The 23,550-nt window shown below is 58.7% G+C and carries 16 protein-coding genes and 1 tRNA gene; 7 read left to right on the top strand and 10 right to left on the bottom strand.

Going from position 1 to position 23,550, the window contains the following annotated elements; translation table 11 throughout:
- Window positions 1–73: 73 nt before the first annotated feature.
- From LJD29_RS06410 to galK, 7 genes are all read right to left on the bottom strand, one after another.
- A complete protein-coding gene (locus tag LJD29_RS06410) occupies window positions 74–1,543 on the bottom strand; it encodes an efflux transporter outer membrane subunit (protein WP_446744923.1) in 1,470 nt (489 codons plus the stop codon).
- Window positions 1,540–2,766: an efflux RND transporter periplasmic adaptor subunit gene (locus LJD29_RS06405; protein ID WP_446744922.1), complete on the bottom strand. Its 1,227-nt coding sequence runs from the start codon at window positions 2,764–2,766 to the stop codon at window positions 1,540–1,542. Before LJD29_RS06405 ends, LJD29_RS06410 begins: the two co-directional genes overlap by 4 nt.
- A 3-nt stretch (window positions 2,767–2,769) precedes the next feature.
- The gene (locus LJD29_RS06400) at window positions 2,770–6,021 is read right to left on the bottom strand and encodes an efflux RND transporter permease subunit (RefSeq protein ID WP_446744921.1); all 3,252 of its coding nucleotides are present in this window, start codon (window positions 6,019–6,021) and stop codon (window positions 2,770–2,772) included.
- A 336-nt stretch (window positions 6,022–6,357) separates the two neighbouring features.
- Window positions 6,358–7,116, bottom strand: coding sequence for an SDR family oxidoreductase (locus LJD29_RS06395; RefSeq protein WP_446744920.1), 759 nt, complete (start codon window positions 7,114–7,116; stop codon window positions 6,358–6,360).
- Window positions 7,117–7,204: 88 nt separating this feature from the next.
- The gene (locus LJD29_RS06390) at window positions 7,205–8,662 is read right to left on the bottom strand and encodes a UbiA family prenyltransferase (RefSeq protein WP_446744919.1); all 1,458 of its coding nucleotides are present in this window, start codon (window positions 8,660–8,662) and stop codon (window positions 7,205–7,207) included.
- A 174-nt stretch (window positions 8,663–8,836) separates the two neighbouring features.
- Window positions 8,837–10,606 (bottom strand): alpha-glucan family phosphorylase, encoded by a 1,770-nt coding sequence (gene glgP / locus LJD29_RS06385; RefSeq protein WP_446744918.1) that lies wholly within the window; start codon window positions 10,604–10,606, stop codon window positions 8,837–8,839.
- A gap of 297 nt (window positions 10,607–10,903) precedes the next feature.
- Window positions 10,904–12,052, bottom strand: a complete 1,149-nt coding sequence (gene galK, locus LJD29_RS06380; RefSeq protein ID WP_446744917.1) for a galactokinase — start codon at window positions 12,050–12,052, stop codon at window positions 10,904–10,906.
- Window positions 12,053–12,392: 340 nt separating this feature from the next.
- Here galK and LJD29_RS06375 point away from each other — a divergent pair, with 340 nt between their 5' ends.
- Window positions 12,393–12,593 carry a cold-shock protein gene (locus tag LJD29_RS06375; RefSeq protein WP_013581125.1) on the top strand — a complete coding sequence of 67 codons (201 nt, stop codon included), beginning with the start codon at window positions 12,393–12,395 and terminating at the stop codon, window positions 12,591–12,593.
- Window positions 12,594–12,689: 96 nt separating this feature from the next.
- Here LJD29_RS06375 and LJD29_RS06370 read toward each other — a convergent pair whose 3' ends face one another.
- Together LJD29_RS06370 and LJD29_RS06365 are read right to left on the bottom strand one after the other, a co-directional pair.
- The gene (locus LJD29_RS06370; protein ID WP_446744916.1) at window positions 12,690–13,970 is read right to left on the bottom strand and encodes a glycosyltransferase; all 1,281 of its coding nucleotides are present in this window, start codon (window positions 13,968–13,970) and stop codon (window positions 12,690–12,692) included.
- Between the two features lie 3 nt (window positions 13,971–13,973).
- Window positions 13,974–15,572: an adenosine deaminase family protein gene (locus LJD29_RS06365; RefSeq protein ID WP_446744915.1), complete on the bottom strand. Its 1,599-nt coding sequence runs from the start codon at window positions 15,570–15,572 to the stop codon at window positions 13,974–13,976.
- A 234-nt stretch (window positions 15,573–15,806) separates the two neighbouring features.
- Here LJD29_RS06365 and LJD29_RS06360 point away from each other — a divergent pair.
- Both LJD29_RS06360 and LJD29_RS06355 read left to right on the top strand, forming a co-directional pair.
- Window positions 15,807–15,881 (top strand) — tRNA-Phe (locus tag LJD29_RS06360).
- Window positions 15,882–16,353: 472 nt separating this feature from the next.
- On the top strand, window positions 16,354–17,628 hold the full coding sequence (locus LJD29_RS06355; protein ID WP_446744914.1) for an SGNH/GDSL hydrolase family protein: 1,275 nt from the start codon (window positions 16,354–16,356) through the stop codon (window positions 17,626–17,628).
- 100 nt (window positions 17,629–17,728) lie between these two features.
- Here the strand turns inward: LJD29_RS06355 and LJD29_RS06350 are convergent, their stop codons facing one another.
- Window positions 17,729–19,981 (bottom strand): alpha-galactosidase, encoded by a 2,253-nt coding sequence (locus LJD29_RS06350; RefSeq protein WP_446744913.1) that lies wholly within the window; start codon window positions 19,979–19,981, stop codon window positions 17,729–17,731.
- Between the two features lie 461 nt (window positions 19,982–20,442).
- Here LJD29_RS06350 and LJD29_RS06345 point away from each other — a divergent pair, with 461 nt between their 5' ends.
- Genes LJD29_RS06345 through LJD29_RS06330 form a run of 4 tightly spaced genes read left to right on the top strand, consistent with a single transcriptional unit; the run spans window position 20,443 to window position 23,499 of the window.
- Complete coding sequence (locus LJD29_RS06345; protein ID WP_446744912.1) at window positions 20,443–21,504, top strand: GumC domain-containing protein; 1,062 nt, start codon at window positions 20,443–20,445, stop codon at window positions 21,502–21,504.
- On the top strand, window positions 21,485–22,189 hold the full coding sequence (locus LJD29_RS06340; protein WP_446744911.1) for a CpsD/CapB family tyrosine-protein kinase: 705 nt from the start codon (window positions 21,485–21,487) through the stop codon (window positions 22,187–22,189). The genes LJD29_RS06345 and LJD29_RS06340 overlap by 20 nt, the downstream gene beginning before the upstream one ends.
- Before the next feature lie 57 nt (window positions 22,190–22,246).
- The gene (locus LJD29_RS06335; protein WP_446744910.1) at window positions 22,247–22,924 is read left to right on the top strand and encodes a hypothetical protein; all 678 of its coding nucleotides are present in this window, start codon (window positions 22,247–22,249) and stop codon (window positions 22,922–22,924) included.
- Window positions 22,925–22,932: 8 nt separating this feature from the next.
- Entirely contained in the window at window positions 22,933–23,499 is a 567-nt protein-coding gene (locus LJD29_RS06330) for a class D sortase (protein ID WP_446744909.1), read from the top strand.
- The last annotated feature ends 51 nt before the right edge of the window (window positions 23,500–23,550 follow it).

Here is a 23,550-nt window from a genome sequence, read left to right as displayed (position 1 = left end):
GGGAGAGACGTGGTGTAAAAGAAAAAGGGGGACAGGCCTGGCGGCCCACCCCCCGATTTTAAGTTGATTCCGATCAGAACTTCGGCAGTTGCGCTGTGCTCCAGCCACCACCGAGAGCCTTGACCAGGCCTACGCTGGCGGCGAACTGCCGTGTAACGATGTCAGTCTGTGTACGCTCGTCGGAGAGCTGGGTGGTTTGCGCGGTAAGCACTTCAAGGTAGGTTGTGACGCCGCCTTTATAGCGCCTCGTGCTGATCTGCAGAGACCGGCGGGCTGAATCTACCGCGCGGCCCTGTGCGATGGATTCGTCGTCAAGCACGTGCAGCGCGGCAAGATTGTCCTCGACCTCCTGGAATGCAGTGAGAACGCTCTGGCGGTAGTTTGCCGTCTGCGCCTCGTAGGCGTCGCGTGCCTGCTGGGTCAGGGCGTGACGGCGGCCGGCGTCGAAGAGCAGCTCCGTGGCTGAGGCGCCGAGCGACCAGAGAGCGCTAGGACCCTGGATCCATGTACCCGCGTTCTGACTCTCAAAGCCACCGACGCCATTCAGATTGACGTTCGGATAGTACGCGGTGATGGCGATACCGATTTGCGCGTTGGCCGCATCCGCCCGGCGCTCGGCAGCCGAAATATCGGGACGGCGTTCGAGCAACTCAGACGGCACGCCGGTGGGAATCACCGGCAGCGGCAGATCGAGCGGCATAAAGGGCAACGAGAACGTCGAAGCCGAAACGCCGATCAGTGTCGCGATCGCGTGTTCGAATTGCGCTCGTGCGACGCCTACGTCGATGGACTGCGCCTTGACGGTTTCCAGCTGGGTTTCAGCCTGGGCCACATCGACGTCGGTGGCTACGCCTCCCTTGAAGCGGACCTGGGTCAGATTCAGGTAATCGGTATCGGCCTTTACGGTGTTGTCGAGCAGCCGCTTGTCCGAGTCGAGACCACGCAGCTCAAAATAATCGGTGGCCAGCTCTGCACGCAGGCTCAGTTCAACATCCGCCGTCTGCGCAGCGTCGGCCTGTGCGGTGGCGCGGGCTTCCTCCACGGTGCGGCGAACCTGGCCCCAGAGATCGGGCTCCCACGAGGCCTGCCCCTGGATGCCGAAGGTGTTGTACTGGTAATGCGTGGTTCCGGGAAGCGTGTTGGCCGTGTTGTACGATTCGCGGGTGCGCGAAACCGATGGTCCGGCACTCAGTGTCGGGTAATAGTCCGCGCGTGCGACTCGTATCTGCTCAGTGGCCTGCAGGTACTGCTCGTAAGAGGCCTTCAGCGTCTGGTTGTCGACGGCGACCTTGTCTTCAAGCGCATTCAGCTGCTGGTCGTTATAAATCTCCCACCACTTGCCGCGAATCGCGGTGTCGGAGGGCTGAGCCGATTTCCAGTTGCCGTTCGGCGGCGGTGGAGGCGGTGTTTCCTTGTAAGCTGCCGGAGGCGGCGGCACGGACGGCCTATGGTAATTGGGGCCCGCTGTGCAACCCGCTACCAGCAGCGACAGCGCTGCTGTGGCGGCGAGCAGTAAGCGGGAAGAAGTCCGAGTCATAGTCATCCCTTTTGGCCTCCGCCCTGCGTGTTCGAGCCAGAGGCAGGAGATTCGGCCGGCTGAGCCTTCGGCTTCACCACGTTCACGGCTTCGCCATCGATCAGCGAGTCGGGAGGCGTCTGGATGACCTGGTCATCTGCATTCAGACCGGAGACGATTTCTACCGTCCGGCCGTCGTCTTTTCCAATGGTGATCGGAACCATCTTGGCCTTGCCATTCTGAACCACCGCGACGCGCAGCCCTTCCGAACGGAAGAGCATGGCGGCAACCGGAATGACCAGCGACGGCGGCTGGTTGTTCAGATTGAAGTGCACCTGCATGTACGCGCCCGGGTAGAGCTCACCTTTACGGTTGTCCACGTCGACTTCAACAAGCAGCGTGCGGGACGCCGGGTCGATTGCGTTCGCCGTGCGCACGATCTTGCCCGTGAAGGTACGTCCCGGATACTCGGCCATGGTGAGGCCGGCGGTCATGCCAGGCTGGCAGGAGCGAGAATCGACCTGGGGTACGCTGACGTAAATGCGCAGCGTCTGCTCAGCCGAAAGGTGGAAGAGCTCCTTGGTATTGCCAGAGGCGATGAGCGTGCCGATATCGACATTGCGGGCGGTGAGGGTGCCGGTGAACGGCGCGTAGATTTTCTCGAAGCCGGTCAATTGCACAAGGCGATCCACGTTGGCTTGTGCCGATTTGACCTGGGTATCGGTCGACTGCGCCTGGGTCACGAAGTTATCGGTGTCCTGCTTGGCAACCGCGTTATCGTTCAGCAGTCCCTGGTAGCGCGTGGCCTGGGTCTTGGCGTAACCGGCGGTGGCTTGCGCAGTGGCCAGCTCGGCCTTGGCCTGGGCCAACTCCTGGTCGATCTCAGGGCTGTCGATGACTGCGATCAGCTGGCCTTCTTTGACGTGCGATCCGATATCGAAGTACCACTTTTTCAGGTAGCCGTCGGTGCGTGCATAGAGGCCGGCGTCGGTGTAGGCCTGTGCGGTGCCGGGCAGGATCAGTTCCTCGGAAGCTTTGCCCTTGGAGGGCTCGGCCACCTGGACGTTCGGCGCGGCCAGGGCATTCGTCTCCGTGTCCAGCTTGGTGCGGGCGCGAAGACGCGGAATGATGCCGGTTACGGCGAGGATGACGGCAACGACAAGTACAACGAGCAATAGAACAATGGCTTTTCCGCCGGAAATGGGCGGCTTGGCGTCGCCGGAAGTCTGATGCTGGGTAGATTCGCTCATGATTTAGTTCTCCGCTGCCACTTGCTGGCCGTGAGTGTGACGGGCTTCGCGCTTCTGGCGGCGCTTTTCAAGCGAGCCGTGGATAGCGCAGAAGAAAGTCGGTACGAAAAAGAGTGTCGAAACAGTAGCAAACAGCAGGCCTCCGATGACGGCGCGACCGAGAGGCGCGTTCTGCTCGCCGCCATCGCCCAGGCCGAGAGCCATGGGTACCATGCCGATGATCATGGCCAGCGCCGTCATGATGACAGGCCGGAAGCGTGTGAAGCCGGCGCTTAAGGCCGCTGCCTTCGCATCGCCCACTGTCTCCTCAAGCTGCTCTCGTGCGAATGAGATCACGAGGATCGAGTTGGAGGTCGCCACGCCCATGCACATGATCGAGCCGGTCAGAGCCGGAACGCTGATCCGGGTATGTGTGATGAAGAGGAACCATACGATGCCCGAAATCGCGGCCGGAAGCGCCGAGATGATGATGAATGGATCGAGCCAGGACTGGAAGTTCACGACGATCAGCAAGTAGACCAGCACGATCGAGAAGACGAGGCCAAGATAGAGACCGCGGAACGAGGCGTTCATGGTCTGTACCTGTCCGCGAATGATCACGTGGGAGCCGTTGGGCAACTGGCTGTGATACTTGGCGACAACCTGCTGGATCTGGTCGGATACGCTCTTCAGGTCGGTATTCACGACGTTGCCGTAGATATCGATCGCCGGAGAGATGTTGTAGTGCGTCACCGTGGCCGGCTCCTGCGAGGGTACGACATCCGCCACGTTGTTCAGGATCTGGAAGGGGCGCCCGTTGTTCGCAGAGGTTCCGTTGATTGCTGTCGATGCCGCATTGTCCGCCGGTGGATTCAGCGGCGTATTCTTCAGGTCCTGCATGGTGTCGAAGTTGTACTGCGGCGCCTGTACAGCGACCTGGTAGCTGGCTCCCGTCGCGGGGTTCAGCCAGTAGTTCGGCGACGTCTGGAAGCTGCCGGAGGCTGCGGTGAGCAGGCCATCGGCAACCTGGGTCTGTGTCAGGCCGAGCTGCTCCGCCTTGGAGCGGTCGACATTGACATTCATCACCGGCTGATCGAAAGGCTGCTGGATGCGCAGATCCGCAGTGCCGCCGATGTGCTTGATGTCGTTCATCATCTTCTCGGCGAGCTCGCGGTTCGCGTACATATTCTGGCCGAGGATCTGGATGTCGAGAGGCGCCGGCAGTCCGAAGTTAAGAATCTGCGTCACCATGTCGACGGGCAGAGTGTAAAAAATTACGCCCGGGAACTTCTGGTTCAGAATCCCGCGCAGCTGCTGAACGTAATCGTCGGTCGGGTGATGCTTCTCGTTCAGCGAGACCTGGATATCGGCATCCCAGGACCCGATGGTGGCTGAGTTCGAATACGAGGTGTTGATACCGCTATATGGCAACCCGATGTTGTCGATGATGGTCGTCAGTTCGGCCTTGGGGATGACCTGACGAATCGTGTTATCCACCTGGTCACAGAGATCCGCCACGTCTTCAATACGGGTGCCGCTATGTGCGCGAACGTGGATCTTGAACTGGCCGCTATCCACCGAGGGGAAGAAATCCTGCCCAAGGAACGGAAAGAGCACGACGGCGGAAATCACCGCGAAGGAGAGAAAGGCAATCATGAAGATTGCCGAGTGAGCGACACAAAGCTCGAGGATGCGCCGGTAACCGACGCGCAGGTTTTCGAAATGGTGCTCGAAGCCCTGCTGGAAGCGCACGAGAGGATTGCGGCTCTTCTTCAGATTCTCGTGGTGGTCTTCGTCCATCTCCTTCAGCAGGTAGCGAGCCATGGTCGGCACGATGGTTCGCGAAAGGATGTATGAGGCGAGCATGGCGAAGCAGACCGCTTCCGCCAGTGGCACGAAGAGGTACCGGGCGACGCCGGTGAGGAAGAACATCGGTACGAACACGATGCAGATCGAGATGGTGGCCACAAGCGCCGGAACCGCGATCTGCGCGGCGCCGTCGAGAATCGCCTGTTCGATGGCCTTCCCCATCTCGAGGTTACGGTTGATGTTTTCGATTTCGACCGTGGCGTCATCGACGAGAATACCGACGGCCAGCGCCAGGCCGCCGAGGGTCATGATGTTGATCGTTTCGCCCAGCGCCGCCAGTACAAGCAGCGAGCAGATGATGGACAGGGGAATCGATACGGCGATGATGAGCGTGCTGCGCCAGCTGCCGAGAAAGATCAGAATCATTACAGCCGTCAGACAGGCTGCGATGATGGCTTCGCGCACAACGCCATCGATCGAGGCGCGGACGAAGATCGACTGGTCGCCCAGGGGAGTCATTTTCAGAGTGGGCGGAAGCTGTCCTTTGATGTCGGTCAGCTTTGCCCGGACTCCACTGACGATATCGAGGGTCGAGGTCTTACCGGTCTTGATGACGGAGAGCAGCGAGGCTCGCTGCCCATCCACGCGCACAACGTTCGTCTGCGGCGGGAAGCCATCGCGGACGTGTGCCACGTCATGGATGTATACCATTGCGCCGTTGACGTATTTGATCGGCAGGTCATTGAGCTCTGCAACCGCCGCAGGCGCGCTGTTGGTCTCCAGCTGATACTCGAACTTGCCCATCTTGATAGTGCCGGAGGGCAGAATCACGTTTTGAGCAGTGATGGTGTTGACGATGTCCGAAGGAGCCAGGCCTTTTGCCTGCAATGCCCGGTAGTTGATGTCTACCTGGATCTGGCGCTGCTTGCCGCCATACGGATAGGGAATACCGGCGCCTTCGACGGTCACGATCTGGGTACGGATAAAGTTCAGGCCGAGATCGTTCAGCTGCTGTTCCGTGAGGCCTTGACCGGAAAGACCGATCTGAATGATCGGAACTGACGATGCAGAGTACTGCAGCACCAGCGGAGGCGTTGTGCCGGGAGGCAGCTGCTTCAACTGCGTCTGGGAAATAGCGGTGACCTGCGCGACGGCATTCGCGATGTCTACGCCCGGCTGAAAATAGATTTTCACAACACCGATGCCGTACATCGAGTTCGATTCGATGTGCTCGATATTGTTGACCGTGGTCGTCAGCGTGCGTTCCGTCTGATAGACGATGCGGGTCGACATCTGCTGCGCAGAAAGACCGGTGTACTGCCAGACGATCGAGACGACGGGGATATCGATATTCGGGAAAATGTCCGTAGGCGTATTGAGCACCGTGAGCGGACCAAGGATCAACAGCAGCAATGCGAATACGACGAACGTATAAGGGCGTCGTAGCGCTAGACGAACTATCCACATATCTTTTCAGCGTCTCCTGGCGGCATCCGGCAGCGGCATCATGGTGGATGCGGTTTGGGCAGGCGTTCGGCTGCTGCTGAAATTACGATACGGATCTGGAGAGCGAAATATCAGCAGACACGTGGACAGCCGGGAGCAGACGGACGCACGATCCCAAAATACAAGCTACAAATTAAATAAGTCCTGCAAAAAATGCAGAAAAGCTAACATCTAGACGTACAACGTTGCGGAAAGGACCCCTTGCAAAAGGGTTCACAGCATCAGATGTAGCGGCCCTCGCAGTTGATGCAAAGGTACCTTCGGATCCGCGTTTGCGGGCGGGGATAGAGCACAGGGTCAGACGTTCAGCTTTTTGAAGATCGGTCGCGGAATCATGCGAAGAATAAGCATGATCAGAGCCCAGAAGCCGGGGACGTAAGCCACATCTTTCCGCTTCCGGATCGCTGCCAGAATGCCTGCCGCAACCTTGGATGGCTGCGCGAAGAGTGCATTTTGCGGCAGATGCGCCGTCATCGGTGTAGCCACGAAGCCGGGCTTGATCGTCAGCACGTGCACGCCTTCACGGTCGATGCGGTTACGTACGCCATCGAGGAAGATGTTCAGCGCTCCCTTGGAAGCTCCGTAGACGTAGTTGCTTTTGCGGCCACGATCGCCCGCGACTGAGGAGATGACTGCGAGGCATCCCTGGTGGGTCGACACGAAATAGTTCGCGAGCCATGTGATGAGCGAGACCGGAGCCATGAAGTTGGTTCCCAGGATCGCCTCGGCCTCGAAATAGTTTTGTTCGGCCTTTTCCTGGTCGCCCAGAATGCCATGGGCCAGCAGCGCCAGTTGGATGGTGCCGAGGTTTTCGGCTGCGGCTGCGAGCATGGCGGGGTGCGCGGCGGTGTCGTCCAGGTCCATGACGTGCGTCGTGACGTTCACTGCGCCGCGAATCTTAATGTCGGCCGCGACGGCCTGCAGCTTCTGCGCATTGCGGGCAACGAGGAAGAAACGTGCTCCATGGGGAGCGAGAAGGCGCAGCGTAGCCTCGGCGATGGCGGATGTTGCGCCGAGTACGAGGATGTTTTTGGGAAGGGCGTTGTCGTTTGCCAATCTGGATATCACTCTCTGCCGGAAGGCGGAAAAAACGGATCTACATGCAAAAGCTGATTGCGTAGCAGTGGCTGTTTACACTCTTCCATCACAGCGCCGCCAGGACGGCGATCAGCACGACGAATGCTCCAATCAACAGGCTCATGCGGTCGGTGACGGCAAAGATGACCGGATCTTCGTCCATCTCGCCCCGCGAGGCCAGCAGCCACACGCGGCTGAGCCACAGGATGAGCAGCGGGGTCATCAGCCATAAGCGGCTTGGGTGCTGATAAAGCCCGGCCGAGCCTGCGCCGTAGATATAGAACGCGAAAACGACCACGGACGCATAGGCGCTCGAAGTACCAAAGGCTCGAAGCTGCTCGATATCGGCCAGCAGATAGCCGCGTCCATTGGACAGCGCATTGCCCTTCGCCTTGATGTTCTCGAGTTCGCTGAAGCGCTTGACCATGGCGAGCGAGAGAAAGAGGAAGATTGAGAAGGCAGCCAGCCACGGAGAGAAGTCAGTATATGTGGCGGCTCCGCCTGCCAGCATGCGCAGCGTGTAAAGGCCGGAAAGCAGAATGACGTCGATCAGCACGACACGCTTCAGGTAGAGCGAATAGGAGAGCGTGGTGACCAGGTAGAGCAGCAGCCAGCCGAGGAAATCCCGCGAAAGATAGGCCGCGCCTGCCAGAGACAGCGTCATGAATACCACGATGATCGCGATGCCACCCTGCACCGACAGGTTTCCGGAGGCAAAGGGACGAAGCCGCTTCTTGTGGTGGCGGCGATCCGCCTCGATATCCAGCAGGTCGTTAATGATGTATGTGGCGGACGCGCACAGGCTGAAGCAGAGGAACGCCACGATCGCCCGGACGATCAGGGGAAGCTGGAAAGAGTGCGCCAGCACCAGCGGCGCGAATATCAGAATGTTTTTCGCCCACTGGTGCAGGCGAATCGCTTTCAGGAAAACCTTAAGCGGTTTGCCCTGGTCGCGGAAATGGTGACGTACCGGAATCTTCTTCGATTTGATGAGCGCCCGGAGCCCGAAGCTGGGGTTCGCCACCATGGCGTAGCCCGCATGCTCAAAGAGCGGAACGTCCGGCGGAGCATTTCCGATGTAATCGAATCCGTCTGCCGCAAAAAGCTGCTTGAGGCTATCGAGCTTGTTGTGGCCGATCAGGTTGACGGTGCCGTCACTGGCCAGTACGCCCTCAAAGATGCCAAGGTGTTCGGCAATGCGATGGGCGAGGCTGCTGTCCGCGCCGGTCGTCAGGTAGATCTTGCGCCCCTGGCGGTGCTCGGCCCGCAGATACTCCAGCAGTTCGCTGTTGTACGGCAGGTGCTCCACATCGAGCTGCACATAAGAGACGACCTTCGCTTTGAGCGCAGCCTTGCCGCCGGTGATCCACAGAGGGGCCTGCAGCGAACGAAGCGGGTAAGTGCGTACGAGCAGAAGAAGTGAATCGATCAGCGTGTCGCTCTTCACCAATGTGCCGTCAAGATCGACACAAATCGGGCGCGATGAGGCCGACTGAACGGTTTCCTCTACGACAACCTGGTTCACCAGTGTTTCTCCCTGTGCTTTCGTATGACGCAGAACGCGGATGTGGGGAACGGACCAGTCAGAATGCCATGCAGCGGTCGGTTAGCGTCCTGCCTAAGTATAGCAGCGCCACTGCTGCGAATGTATGGCAGTGGCGCTACTCATGTCATTGATTTCATGACACTTTTGTGTGATCTAGCGGGCGAGGACGGGTTCGGGGACGGAAATTGCCCGGGGCACTGCGATCTCGGGGAAGTAGGAGTTCTGCACATACTGCTCCAGCATCCGCTGCGTGTTGAAGTAGGAGCCATTCAGCGCGATCGTCGAGCGCATGATCCGCCTCCACTGGTCGGGCTGTTGATAGTAGAGCGGCAGAACGACCTGCTCAAGGTGCTCGTAGAGAGAGTTGGCTTCCTCGGATTCGGTCTCCATATCTTCGATGGCCCAGCCGGTCACACCCTCGATCCAGCCTTCAATCCACCAGCCATCGAGGATGCTGAGACTGGGAACTCCATTCAGAGCCGCTTTCATGCCGCTGGTGCCGGAGGCTTCATAGGGCCTCTTCGGAGTATTGAGCCAGACATCGACTCCGCCGGTAAGCAAAGCGCCGAGGTTCCACTCGTAATTCTCCAGGTAAACAATCTTCAGCAGGTCTGAACTCAGCTCGTGCGAGAGTTCGATCACCTTCCTGATCATTGCCTTACCGGGCTCGTCGGCAGGGTGAGCCTTGCCCGCGTACGCGATCTGGAGGCCGCCGAAGTCCCTGGCCATCTTGACGAGGCGTTCGGGATCGTCAAAGAGCAGGGTGCTGCGCTTGTAGGTTGCGGCGCGGCGGGCGAAGCCGATCGTGAAGATATCCGGACGCAGTTCCACGCCCGTCCGCTCCTTAACGGCTGTAAGGAGCGCCTTTTTCGACTCGGCATGAGCCTCGGCGATTTCAGACTCAGGGATGTCGATGGCGTAACGCAGTGCAAGATTGTCCTGGCGCCAGTGCGGCAGGTGACGATCGAAGACCTCCTGCACGGCGGGTGCGGTCCAGGTTCCGGCGTGCACACCGTTGGTGATCGCCTCGATCGAGTATTCCGGGAACATTTCGCGCGAGACCTTGCCGTGCTGCATTGCCACGCCGTTTACAAAACGCGAAAAGCGAAGCGCGACATAGGTCATGTTGAGCAGGCCTTCGTGGAAGGCACCGATGCGTTCGAGCAGCGCAGTGCGCTCTGCGCCGAGAATGCGTTGCGATTGCTCAGCGGAGAAACGGTCGTGACCGGCCGGAACTGGCGTATGCGTCGTGAAAACACACTTTTGCCGGATGGCTTCAATGTCCGCGGGGCCGGCGCTTTCGAGGGGCTCGCCGAAGATCTGCTGCTTGAGCAGGGCAATGGTAAGCAGGGCGGCATGGCCTTCGTTCATGTGATAGACGAGCGGCTGGTAATCGAGCGCTTCGAGGATGCGCGCTCCGCCCATGCCGAGAACGGCCTCCTGGCGCAGGCGGTAATCGCCGTTGCCGCCATAGAGAGAGTCGGTCAGAACGCGGTCGCGGGGATCGTTCTGCTCCAGATTGGTATCGAGGAAATAGATCGGAATAATGTGGCCGGTGACGCCTTCCATGTCATAGCGCCAGGTGCGAATCGCAACCGGCCGGTCTTCGATGGTGATGGAGATGATCGGGTCTTCACCAAAGAGCACCTTCTCCGGGCTCCAGGGCTGGGTGGTTTCCGACTGCACGCCGGCATCGGTCAGATGCTGCTGGAAATAGCCTTTGCGATGCGCAAGGGTAACGGCGGCGAGACGCAGGCCCATATCGGCGGCGGCGCGCAATGTATCCCCGGCGAGCACTCCAAGGCCTCCGCTATAGGTCGGCATCTCCGGAGTAACCGCGATTTCCATGGAAAAGTATGCAACGATGTTGTGGCTCCCCGCAGGCTGCGGGGAAATAGGCTGTGGCCAGGTGGCTAAGCTCATTTTTTTACAATCTCCCAAAAAATCCCATCAATGTTTCTGTGCAGAACGGTTGCTGAAGCTCAGATCAAATCAGGGGGGCGACTCCGGACCTGGCCCGCGCAAGAGTAAAGCGTTCAAACGGGAAAGGCGCCGGAAATGCCTCAACGTACTGCGCCGAAGCGGCCAGTGCTGTCTGTCACACTCGTTTTTAAGGGCTCCGGTGTCGTTATTCTAGCAATGGGCCGATGCCGGAAAGAATGAAAATCTGTGAAGCGCATCCACGGTTAGAGCGCTTCACAGATAAATACTGTGATCCCATCAAATGACCTGGTGAACTCCCGAAGAGGCGCGGCACAGGTAAATCTCGGCTGAGATCCCGGTCGCTGTATGGTAGTACTCCTTCAGTCGCTCGGTGAAACCCTTGGCCTCTGCCGCTTTGACCAGGTTGATGGTGCAGCCGCCAAAGCCGCCGCCCGTGAGGCGGGCGCCGATGCAGGCAGGTTCCTTCGAGGCAAACTCCACCATGATGTCGGCTTCGCGGCAACTGGCCTCGAAGTCGTCGCGGTAGCTGGCGTGAGCCTCGTACATCAGGCGTCCGAGTGTTTCCAGATCTCCAGCCTCAAGAGCTTTGGCCGCGGCGACGGTTCTCAGATTTTCCGAGATAACGTGACGGCTGCGCTTGAGTACGCCTTCAGGCATGGTCGAGCCCCACTTCTCGAGATCATCCATGGTCGCGTCGCGCAGCAGCTTGATTTCCGGCCGATGAGTAGCGAGGATCCGCGCGCCTTCTTCCACCTCGGCGCGGCGCTGGTTGTATTCGCCGCCCGCATGGGAGTGCTTCACCATGGTGTTGGCAATAACCAGGCTTATGTCCGAAGGGATCGGAGCCATCTGGTATTCAAGGGAGCGGCAGTCCAGCAGCAGGGCGTGATCCTCTTCGCCGCAACAGGAGATGAACTGGTCCATAATTCCGCACGAGGCGCCGACATAGTTGTTCTCGGCGCTCTGGCTGAGCAGCGCGATCTTCGGAAGAGGCAGCTTGGTCGCGGTCAGGCTGAGCATCGCCGCCATGGTGGCGACTTCGATCGATGCAGACGAGCTGAGCCCCGCGCCAAGGGGCACATTGCCGTCGAGCGTCAGGTTGAATGCAGGAATTTCGATCCCCTGCTGGCGCAGAACCGTGAGCACTCCGAGCGGATAGTCGACCCAGCGGTGAGAGGCCTTTGCCGGAATCGCATCGAGAGGGTAGGTGAGAAGCTCGTCGAAATTCTTCGAGTAAATGGCGATCTGGCCGTCGGCGCGGGGGCTGATCGCTGCCAGCGTCTGAAAGTTAATGGCGGCAGGCATTACGAAACCGCCCGCGTAATCCGTGTGCTCGCCGATCAGGTTGACTCGTCCCGGCGCGGAAAAGACAGCAGGGTTATCGGAAAACTTCGCTCTATGGGTTTCCTGGATTTGTTTCAGCATCTCGGTCTGCATTCTCTTCCCGGTATACCAGAGAGCCGAGCCGCCATCCACAGGGAGCTGGAAAAACTCATAGAGGGGGGATGCGAGACCGTTATCGTCCGGACATTTATATGTATCGGGAATATGCGCGAGGCCGCCCGCATCGGTATTAAAGGACAAATGGGCGCAGCTTTGCCGATCTGTCGCAGGCGTCAAAGTTTTGTCGCAGCTCTTGTAAAGTCTGCTAAACTGTCCACGCGTTAGAACTAATCCGGGTTAATGCAGTCCTGCTTGATCGCGAGATTGTGCAAGTTTGGCTCCGATTCACTCCAGCGCAATTCAATCTAGGAATAAGCATCAGATGGAACAAGGTACCGTGAAGTGGTTTAACGACGCCAAGGGCTTCGGCTTCATCTCCCGCCAGAATGGCGAGGATGTCTTCGTGCACTACTCTGCCATTAACTCCAATGGCTTTAAGAGTCTGCAAGAAGGTCAGGCCGTGCAGTTCAACGTCGTTAAGGGGCCGAAAGGCTGGCAAGCATCGGATGTCCAGCCTCTCTAATTGACGCAGACAGTATTAAAACGGTAGCAAGACCGAGCGGAAAGGCGAGCCCCGGCTCGCCTTTCTGTACTCGAAGCCAAACTTTTGTCCTGCTACTCAGCGGGCTGAACGGATCGCGGCTTTTTCCAGGGCATCGCATGCCGTTTTGACGCCGTCCTCCATCTGGACGCGGCGCGCTACCTGTTCTGCGCGTTCCGCATAGCTGCGTTCGTCGAGCAATTGACGGATTCTTACCGCTGCCGTCTCGGCGCGGTAATCCTTGCGCGCAATCGCCTTGGCCACTCCGAGGTGCCGAACCCTCCGTGCGTTATCAGGCTGGTCGTGACTGTATGGCATGACCAGCATGGGGCGCCCTGCTCGAAGCGCCTGCGCAGTCGTGCCCACTCCGCCCTGGTGAACGATCGCCGATGCGCGGGGAAAGATGCGCGAGAACGGCGCGTAGGGTTCAATCCAGATCCTGTCGGAAAGAGATACTGTGGGCCGGTTCCGGGGATCGTTTCCTACCAGCAGCACCGCCCGTTCGCCCAGCCTTTCCGCAGCCAGCGCGCTCTCTTCGTAGAAGTTTCCGGCAGCCATGACGGCCGCAGAGCCGAGTGTAAAGACCAGCGGAGGAGCGCCGGCATCCAGAAAAGCCTGCAGTCCGGGACTCAGATCAGTTTTGCCAGCATCGCCGTCATAAAAAGCGAATCCCGAGATCAGCGTGCTGGCCGGCCAGTCCGGTTGCGGATCGCCCAATACATGCGAAAACAGCGCAAGCACAAGCCGCTTGGAGTGCTTGGCGTCGAAGATCGGATTTTCGCCCCGAGGCAAGCCGAGTTCGCGACGCAGGTCATAGATCGGCTTCGGCCAGTGTTGCGTAACCAGCCGTGCAAAGCGGGGCACGAGATGGCCGATGCCTGGAACCAGTGATTGGACCTTGGCCAGCGTCGGATATGGAGGCAGCACCGGCGGGTCGTATCCGGAGAAAAACGAGAGCGGCGCCAGAACGTAGGAGGCCCAGGGGATGCCGGTTTTTTCGGCGACGATGGGGCCGGCGTAAGCCAGCTCTCCCGTCACAAGCAGGTCGGCGCCTCCCTGGTCGGTTACGGCAGCGAGCAGGTCGTCATAGCTATCGCGGATGGCTGGGAAAAGAAATTCGCGAAGACCGCGCTCCGTTCCTTTCTTTATGTCCCAGATCATCTCGACCATGCGCTTGTCGTTGGGGTCCTGGTTCGGACGCACTGCCACAAACTCAATGCCGAGCGGAGTAACCTTTTCGCCAAACATGGCTGGCGCAGCGAGGACGGGAACATGGCCACGTCTCTTAAGCTCCAGCGCCAAGGCAATCAGCGGATTTACGTCACCGAAGGTCCCAAAGGTCGAAAAAACGATACGCATCTGTCAAAAGCTTGCCTCAAACACATGAATTCTGTGTTCAAGTTCCCATTGTTGCTGCGCTTTTTCGCTTCCGGAGACCAGTTCGGCACAGGGGCCTGCCGGCGTTTCGCTCCCCAGCTGCATGGCACATACGGCAACCGGGTGATCGAAGCTTTCTGGATTCGAGGTCTGCCACAGGCTCGCGCCGGGCAGGAAACTATGCTCGATGCTGGTTCGCACCATCTTTTTCAGGTCTGTGTAGCCGAGGTTGTAGGTCGTGGCGGCGCGGACAAATTCATGGGTGAGGTCAATCCGGGAAACACCTTCATCGTCCGTCGATAAAGCTACGGGAACCCCGTATTTCAGATAAAAGGGCAGCGGATGCTCATCACCCTTTACGTTCAGGATGACGTCGTTACTGGTTAGATTGATTTCCACCATTACGTGCTTGGCCGCCATTTCCTTAAGCAGGTCGTAGGGATGATCCTCATACATAATGTCCACGCCGTGGCCGATGCGCTCGGCCTGACCTTGCTCAACAGCTAAGCGGATATGGAAGCGCAGACCGTCGGGAGGAACCATGCCCGGCGCGAGCTCCCCGGCATGCAGGCTGATATGAACCTGGGGATAGAAGTTGTGCAGTGCGTCGAGCATCTGCATGTGCAGGCGGTAGTCGTGCATGGCAACGTAGTTGTCTTCAGGCTGCACGAAATTCATGCCTACAAATCGGGGATCGGCTGCTGCTGTTTCAAAGCCGAGAAGTACCTGGGCAAAGACAATCTCCGGAGACTTGGCGCGCAGAACCTGGTAGATGTAGCGGACTTTGACGGAGCAGGCAGGCTGCGCGTCGGGCAATCCGCAGTGCTCGCGCTGCTTGCGAACGTCCTCGGCCTGATCCATGCTGGCAATGATCGTCGGGACGAGGTTGCGCAGACCGGAGTCGAGCAGCTTCTGGCGATAAGCAGGGAAGTCGGGATTGTAGCCGACCTTGGCAGCGAGGGCAGCGGCATCGCGGAAGTCCGGCGTGTGCATGAGCTCGAGATATTGCTCATTCTGCGCGGCGGCGCGGGTAGCGACTTCGTCGATCCATTCTCCAACGTGGTTCTTGTCTGTACCGTCGAATTGCCCGAAGGTGTCGAAGAAGTGATCGTGGCCTGAGTCAGCGGACCGGGGCACAAAGGTGCGCATGGAGAAGGCGTCCACCAACGCGTCATATAGATGCTGATCCGTGGGGAGCGCGCTGGCCGATATCTGTCCTTCGTGACAGTCGCCATGTTCCGAGCGGGGCTTCACGAAATCCAGCTTCTTGACGTCGACGCAGAGATGATCTTCGCCGGCTGCGCGAATCCATGATTCGGCATAGATCGCGCCGGTGAGATGGCTATGCAGATCGCCACCCTTGGGCATCTGGTAGAGGAAGGCTCGCAGCGCCAGCGGCCCTTGCCGGCGGGCGTCCTGAAAGGCGCGCTCGGTGCGCGCTTCTGCACTGGATGTAGCAGGGGCCGCAACATGGGCCGTTTTCGCCGCAGATCGAGACTCGGCGAAAAGCTGGATCGGCAGCAGTGAAAGCATCAATGCGGCAGAGGCGATGAGGGCAGACCTGTAGCGAGAGAAGCGCGTCATGGTTGCGTCCTTGGTGCATCCTTAAAACGATGTCACTCAGTGTATGTCATTGAGAGCAAAATACAGCGCCGGGAACGATTGCAAAAGGTAAGGAGTGGGATCGCCCCGCAAGCGCCGTTCTTTGCTATACTGACTCAGGTAGTTTGAAGAGAAGTTGCTGGTGATTCCCGTCCCGGCGTACCACCCTCAAGACCTGCCCGCGCGATCGTCCCAGATCGCCCTTGGACACCCCAAGGCCAGATAGCTCAGTGGTAGAGCGCGGCCCTGAAAAGGCCGGCGTCGGCGGTTCGATCCCGTCTCTGGCCACCACTTTTTCCGCGACAAATAAAGCGATGCCGCGCTCTTCTAGCGAAGCTCAGTGCCAGCCCGCGGCCCTGAAAAGGCCTTTCAGCGTCGGCGGTTCGATCCCGTCTCTGGCCACCACTTTTTCCGCGACAAATAAAGCGATGCCGCGCTCTTCTAGCGAAGCTCAGTGCCAGCCCGCGGCCCTGAAAAGGCCTTTCAGCGTCGGCGGTTCGATCCCGTCTCTGGCCACCACTTTTTCCGCGACAAATAAAGCGATGCCGCGCTCTTCTAGCGAAGCTCAGTGCCAGCCCGCGGCCCTGAAAGGGCCTTTCAGCGTCGGCGGTTCGATCCCGTCTCTGGCCACCACTTTTTTTCCGCGATAAACAAAGCGATATAGCGATCTTCGAGCGAAGAGTGAGATCGATGTCCCGCGTCTCGTTGACTCGTATCGCGGCAGATCTTATAGTTAGCGATTCTGTGGGGAAATCGAACTCCGATGTTCCTCAAATTCATGAATGAAGACGAGGACATCGTGAATCGAGGAACTGCCGGACGTGTGCTTCTCTCCTGCTGCTCTTGGGCAGTGCTGCTCTTTGCTGTAGCTGCCTCGGCGGCTACACCGCCTGACACGGATCACTGGGTTGGAACCTGGGCCACCGCACCTGTAGCGGCAAGGGGCAACGATGGTTCCTTTGGGGCCGCAGACACCACCTATCGGGAGATTGTGCATGTCTCTCTCGGCGGTTCAAAGATCCGGGTTGTTCTGACGAATGAGTTCGGCAGCGAACCTCTCACGATCGGTGCAGCATCCGTGGCGCCGGCCGGCACCGGCGGAGCGGTGGATCCAGCTGCATCGCATGGCCTGACGTTTGCAGGCAGGCCTTCTGTGACCATCCCGGCCGGCGCGATGATGATCAGCGATCCTGTGGCGATGAATCTTCCGCAGCTCTCTAGCCTCGCCGTGAGCATCTTTGTTCCGGCGCAGGCAATCAGCCGGGGAACGCTTCACTGGTTTGCTGATCAAACAAATTACATCGTTGCTGGAAACGCCGTTACCGCGGCGACCCTGAACCAGCCGCAGATGGCTCGCTCCTGGTATTTTCTGAAAGGCGTGCAGGTCGCGGCGAACACCAACGCCGGGACGGTCGTAACCTTTGGCGACAGCATTACCGATGGCGCTGCGAGCACGCCGGATAAGAACGCTCGCTGGCCGGATGTGCTGGCGCAACGATTGCTCGGCAACAACAGCAGTCAGCCGCTGGGAGTGCTGAATGAGGGAATCGGCGGCAATCGCATTCTGACGGATGGCGCCGGGGTGAATGCACTGGCGCGCTTTGACCGCGATGTCATAGCCCAGGCGGGTGTGAAGTACGTCATCATTCTCGAAGGCATCAACGACATCGGCGGAGGTACACATGCGCCCCGATCGCAAGCCGACATCATCACGGCGGATCAGCTGATAGCCGCTATGCAGCAGATGACGGAGCGGGCGCACCAGCATGGCATCAAGGTGATCTGCGCCACACTGACACCCTTCGTCGGAGCCGGCTACCAGACACCGCAGGGCGAGGCCATGCGGACAGCTCTCAACCAGTGGATTCGCACCAATCACGAGACGGATGGCTTCATCGACTTTGAAAAGGCCACGCAGGATCCCGCGAATCCGTCGGTCTTTCTCAAGGCGAACGATTCGGGAGATCACCTGCATCCTGCCGATGCCGGTTACGCTGCGATGGGAAATGCAATCGACCTGAAGTTGCTCGGGCAATAGCTTGTTCAGGATCTAGCACCAAGCTGTCGAACCGGTTTTCAGGAGTGTTGAGAGGAAGGAAATGGTCTCGAGCTGTACAACCAGCTCGAGACCATCTTGTTTATGGCAGGCGTTCCAGGTGGAACGACATCGCCTGGAAGTCGCCTTTCAGATCGACATCTACACCGCGATTTTCCAGCCATGCGCCGCTGGCTGTTTCCGGAGTATCGTCAGCGAGTTTTCCATCCAGGCTTGTAATTCTGTAACGCGCAGTTGGGTTGAGTCCGTGCAGATGGATCCGTGGATACGGATAGTTCTCACGACTGGAGTGAAGGAAGGCGAAGACGACTGCTTCGTGTCCATCGCGCGCAACAGATTCTGTGACGGACTGCTGGCTGTCATGCTCCGGAGTGATGATGCGATAAAGCGAGCCGTGCTGAACGGTTTCCCGTATGCCCTTGTATTGCGCGACCATCTTTTTCGCGGTGTCGAAGTCCTCGGGCGTCCACTTGTTCAGGTTGGCTCCGATGCCGAGCGAACCCTGCATGGAAGAGAGGAAACGATACTGCAGGGATAGCGTGCGGTTGTTGACCCAGGTCGGCGAGTCGGTGACCCACGCCATCATCACGCCGGGTGTGTAGGCATACGTAAAGCCATTCTGGATGAGCAGGCGATCGAAGGCGTCGGTGTTATCCGACGGCCACACTTCGTCGGTGAGGTGCATCACGCCCAGGTCGACGCGTGCCCCACCGCCCGAGCAGCTTTCAATCTCCACTCCAGGATGTTTTTCTCGCAGCTCCGCGAGGATGCTGTAGTAGTTGCGAATGAAATCGACGTACACATTCTTCTGCTCGTCGACCGGGACGGCAGGCCATCCGGGCTCAGACCAGTTGCGGTTGTAATCCCACTTGAGAAAGGCGATCTGGTTTTCGTTGAGCAGCTTGTCGAGGAATCCGTAGACGTATGCGCGAACGTCGGGGCGTGCGAGATTCAGCACCAGCTGGTTGCGCCGTTCGGTGCGCGGGCGCCCATCAAAATTCAACACCCAGTCAGGATGCTTGCGATAGAGATCGCTGTCTGGATTGACCATCTCCGGCTCGACCCAGATACCGAAGTCCATGCCGAGCGAGTGGACTTTATCGATGAGCGGTTTTAATCCGTTCGGAAACTTCTGCGGATTTACGTACCAGTCGCCGAGTCCAGCATGGTCGGTCTTGCGCTGGCCAAACCAGCCATCATCGATGACGAAGCGTTCCACGCCGATGCTTGCAGCTTTTTCGGCCAAAGCCATCTGGCCAGTTTCGGTTACGTCGAACCCGGTTGCTTCCCACGAGTTGTAAAGAACCGGACGTACCTTTGGCTTCGGTGCCTGCGGCAGGATCGAGTCGAGTTCGTAGCGGTGCAGCAGACGCGATGCGCCCCCGACACCCTGATCGGAGTAGCCGCCGTAAAAGTAGGGTGTCTGAAACTTCGCGCCTTTTGCGAGATGGTAGGCGAAGTCGAAGCTATTCGGGCCGCCATTGACGCGTACCTGCTGCAGCACATCCTGTTCGATGGTGATCTGCCAGGATCCGCTCCAGCCGAGTGCTCCGAACCAGACATCGCCATGCTCTGAGTCGTTTTCGTTGCGATGGTCGATTGCGAACCAGGGAGCATTCTGCGCGCCAGTCGTTCCGCGGCGGCTTTCGAGAACGGTTTTGCCGGGGTTGAGTGGTTGCTCCTGGACCGTGTTCTCTCCGGCCCAACGGCCAGTGAGATAGCGAAGACGATAATCTGTTCCGCGAGGGAGATTCCAGGTCGCTGCTGAGACTTCCTCAATGCTGACGGGGCCGCCGGTGCGATTTTCGATCTCCGCCGATCGACGGAGGATGCCGGTCTCGCCATCAGCGTCGTAGTTGAGGGTGACGTAGATCTCGCGAGAGATATCTTTCATCTGGATCGACAGGTGGTTGCCGTCGATGTGGTTGCTCAGATACTTGAGCCTGAGGTCGCGATTCCCGTCAGGGAAGGTGATCTTGAGGCTGGGCTCGACGTAAAGCACGCCGCCCCATCCGATGTATTCCTGCTGCGTGGTTGTGCTGGGCGCATCGAAGGATGCGACTTCGGGCATGGATTTCGCCGGGCTGAAGCGATCCGAATCCGCAAGACGCTTGCCCCAGTACAGAGCCTGTAGTTGCTCGCTCTCATTGACTCCGAAGATGTAGCTGGAATCCGCGCTGTCGATTCGGAAGATATGCGTCTCGGGATCAAAGCTGATGTGCGTGGGCAGAGTCTGTGCGGCGGCCGTAAAGCTGATCGCAAGAGCGGCAAAAAGAGTAGAAAATGTCAGGCCGAAGAAGCGGTAGGCAGAAGATTGGCTTCGAAAAAGTCTCATGTAGAAATCCCCGGTCGTTCCATGCTGCGTCGGCTGAAAGTAGAAGTCCGAAAAAAATGAACGCGACGCGCTGAGACAGAAGGGTAAATCATCCTGCTGCTCTTTAGCTTTTCGCCCTTTGTTCCCAAATTATGGTTACTCATAGGTACTAGCGAGATCATCAGTTTTCGGGTGCGATCTTCCTTTAGTCACCCTGCATCGCCTGAGCCGGGTTTTGCTGAGAAAATTACCTTACATAGATTGAGAAATGCTTTGGTGTCGAATCCACCGGCGAGAGTTTTATCGTTCCGGTAGTGGATCCGGAGTGCGAGAAAAAGCACTTTCCTGAAAGCATGCGATCCGGCCCCGCTTTACCGCGAAGTCAAGTCGGATTTCGAAGATCCTTGACTACCCTGTACGACTTTTCTGCCTCTGTATAACTTTGCCCGCTCTATGCGGCAGGTTCATATCTGGAGATTGGCATGAGGCTGGGTGCGTGGGTCATCCGACAACTGAGAGCGCTGCAGCGCCATACCGGGCTCGCTATGGCGATCTTTTTGCCGTTGGCGATCGCTGCCGCCTGGGTGAGCCTGCGTTCGCCCAAACAATATGTGGCAACAACGCAGGTGACATATTATCCGCAGACGGCGTCGGCCCGTTCGCAGGTGCTGCCCTTCTCGCCGCCCAGCGACGATGTTTACTGGAATCTTTCGCATCAGCTTGGACTCGACTCCGGAAGGTATCGGGGATATATGTTGCGCGCGCTGCGCTCGCACAGCACCGTGTCTCTTTCCGGAGCCCAGTCCGACGGCACAAAGCGCCTGACGGTCACTTTTCAGAACCGGTCAGCTGACATGGCGGCGGTAGCCTCTACTGCGCTTGCGAAGTCCGTTGCCGGATCGATCTCTGACGCGTGGCAGAAGCAGCAGCCGTCCACACCTGCTCCACAACCGCAGCCCACGCAGAAGATACAGGCCGACAGGGTGCCTACGCGCGAAGAGATTCTGCTCAACGATGCCCTTCATCAAGATGAGGAATTGCATGCGGCATTCCAGCAGAAGGCCACGGAGTGGGCCCGCATGCGCCGCCAGCTCTCGGGGCTCTCGGCCGAAGAGCGTGAAGCGATGGCGACGCAATTGAACAGGCAACGTGCGGAGCAGGAAAAACAGATCATTGCGCTGCAGAAACAGATCTCTGCAAACCAGAGAGAAGAACAGCGGCTGAGGAAGCTCATCGCGAAACAGCCTCCTGAGGCTCATGCTCCGGTTCCGGCTTCGCTTCCAACTCCAGGCGTGCAACAGCAGCAAGCCTTTCCCTGGAAGATTGCCATGTCTGCAGACGCCGACGTGAAGCAGGTTCGCCAGTCTCCTTTGCTCTGGCTGCTTCTTCCCCTGGCTGTCGCGCTGACGTTGCTGATCGTTCTGCTGGTCGACCGCTTCGATGGAACCGTGAAGAGGGAAACAGATCTGCAAGCACAACTTACCGGCTCGATGCGTTATCTCGGAGCGGTTCCCCGGATTAGACATGAAACTCTCTATCGATAGATTGCTGGTATCGGACGCGCCTCTGCGTAAGCGGGGCAGAAGCGCTTTGCCTTCATATGCACCCACTCGGCATGACGCGTTTGTCTTCGCTTCGGCGCCGGATAGTGCCGCGGCAAATCGTTATCGCGAAATCTGCGGAGACCTGGTCGCAGGTGACGCGTCGAATAAAGTTCTCCTGGTGACGAGTCCGGGAGCGGCGGAAGGCAAGACGATCACCGCCGTGAACCTGGCCTTTGCTGTTGCAGAGCAGAAGAAGCCGGTGCTGCTGATGGAGCTGTCGCTTCAACGGCCACGCTTCCGCTTTGTCTTCGGCGCGCCTCCGAACCATCCAGGGGTGGAACAGGTGCTGCGCGGACTCATTCAACCGGATGCCATCGTGGGCGAGCTCGGTAACACCGGCATCTCTCTTGCGGGCATCGGCGAGTCGTTACCAATGGCTGATGAACTGCTTGCGCCGGGCACGCATCTGAACAATCTATTGGACTATGCGAAGTCTGGTTTTGCCTGCACGATTCTGGACGCCCCCGAATTAACAAGCTCTCCGCACGTAAAGGCGCTTGCGGAACGGGTCGATGAGGTTGTCCTTGTGGTTCGATCCGGAAAAACGAAGGCAACTGCCCTTCGGAATACTATCCGCTCCCTGGGGCAGGTACGCAGCTCGGTTGTCATGAACGATTTTGACTAGCTTCGCAGTCAGCTGAGCTCGTTCCCCTCATTTTTAGGTTGAACGCAAGGAGGATGCATGACAGTCAAAGCATTGTGCAAAGCCGCGTTGTTGTTCCTGGCGCCACTGCCGCTTGTGGCGGCAGGTCTTCCCCAGGCGCAGTTCACATTGTCAGAGAGAACTCTCGTTCCTGGCGCGACGTTACCTCCCGGAAGCTACTCCATAACGCTTCTGGATCAACTGAAAGACAGATACATTGTCCGCATCGATGCGACACAAGGCAGCGACAAGGCTACCTTCATCGGTATCAGGCCGAAGAGGAGCCTGGAGAGCACGAAGCGCGGAGCCGTCGCATGGCAGTCTGCCGCGGATGGTCAGAGCGCTCTGCGAGGTTTCTCTTTCGGCAGGGGAGAGGCTGTTGAATTCGTCTACCCGAAGAACGATGCCGTTGCGTTGGCCAAGGCAAACGGAAAGCCTGTTGCCGCGGTCGATCCGGAGTCGGAAGGGCACTCTCCACAACTCAGCGGACTGAGCCAGGATGAAATGCAGCTGATTACTCTTTGGCTGCTGACACCCACGCATGTCGGACCCGGCATCCAGGCGGCGAAGCTCTCGGAAGTTGCGAGCGCAAAGCCGCAGGTGAAGAGCCTGCCGCATACGGCGAGCGACACTCCCGTTATCCTGCTCGGCGGAGTTTTGACCCTGCTCGCAGCAGCCACGCTGACGACCCTCAGACTCTCAGCTCGCAAAGTCTAAAGCTTCGCATGGGCCGATTTCACACCGCGCGCTGGAGCCGTATCGCGGAGCCGGGGCTTTGGATCGTCTCGGCTCTCGTCTTCTGCTGGCTCGCCGTTCAGTATCTTTCCGCGCATGGTGCGGCCCGTGTGGCGGCGCACGTTGCAGATGTGCATCAGGCGCAGGATGGCGTGATCGGCCAGATGACAATTCCGGCCCTGCATCTTGCTGTCCCGATGACATCGGGCATTGAGAAAGCCGATCTGCTACGCGGCGTGGGACACATTCCTGGGACGGCACTGCCGGGAGGGCTGGGAACTGTCGGTCTGGCGGGACACCGCGATACTTATCTGCGACCGCTCAAGGCTATCCGCAAGGGGATGGTCATTCAACTCGCCGGCGCGAACGGCGCTTACTTGTACTCCGTCGATTCGACTGAGATCGTTACGCCGGATCAGACGAGGGTGCTGGACATTCAATCCCGGCCAGCGTTGACGCTCGTCACCTGCTACCCCTTCTACTATGTCGGCTCTGCTCCCCAGCGCTTCATTGTGCACGCCCATCTTCTCTCAGTCGTTGCATCCTCGCATCGATAGTTAACTCATAAATAAACTTTATATAGGTCATTTGTCCGATGCGCGTCGCGG

Source organism: Silvibacterium acidisoli (assembly GCA_022870745.1).
Lineage (GTDB): Bacteria > Acidobacteriota > Terriglobia > Terriglobales > Acidobacteriaceae > Silvibacterium.
Note: the sequence above shows the minus strand (reverse complement) of the source record. Positions and strands in the feature narration are given on the sequence as shown.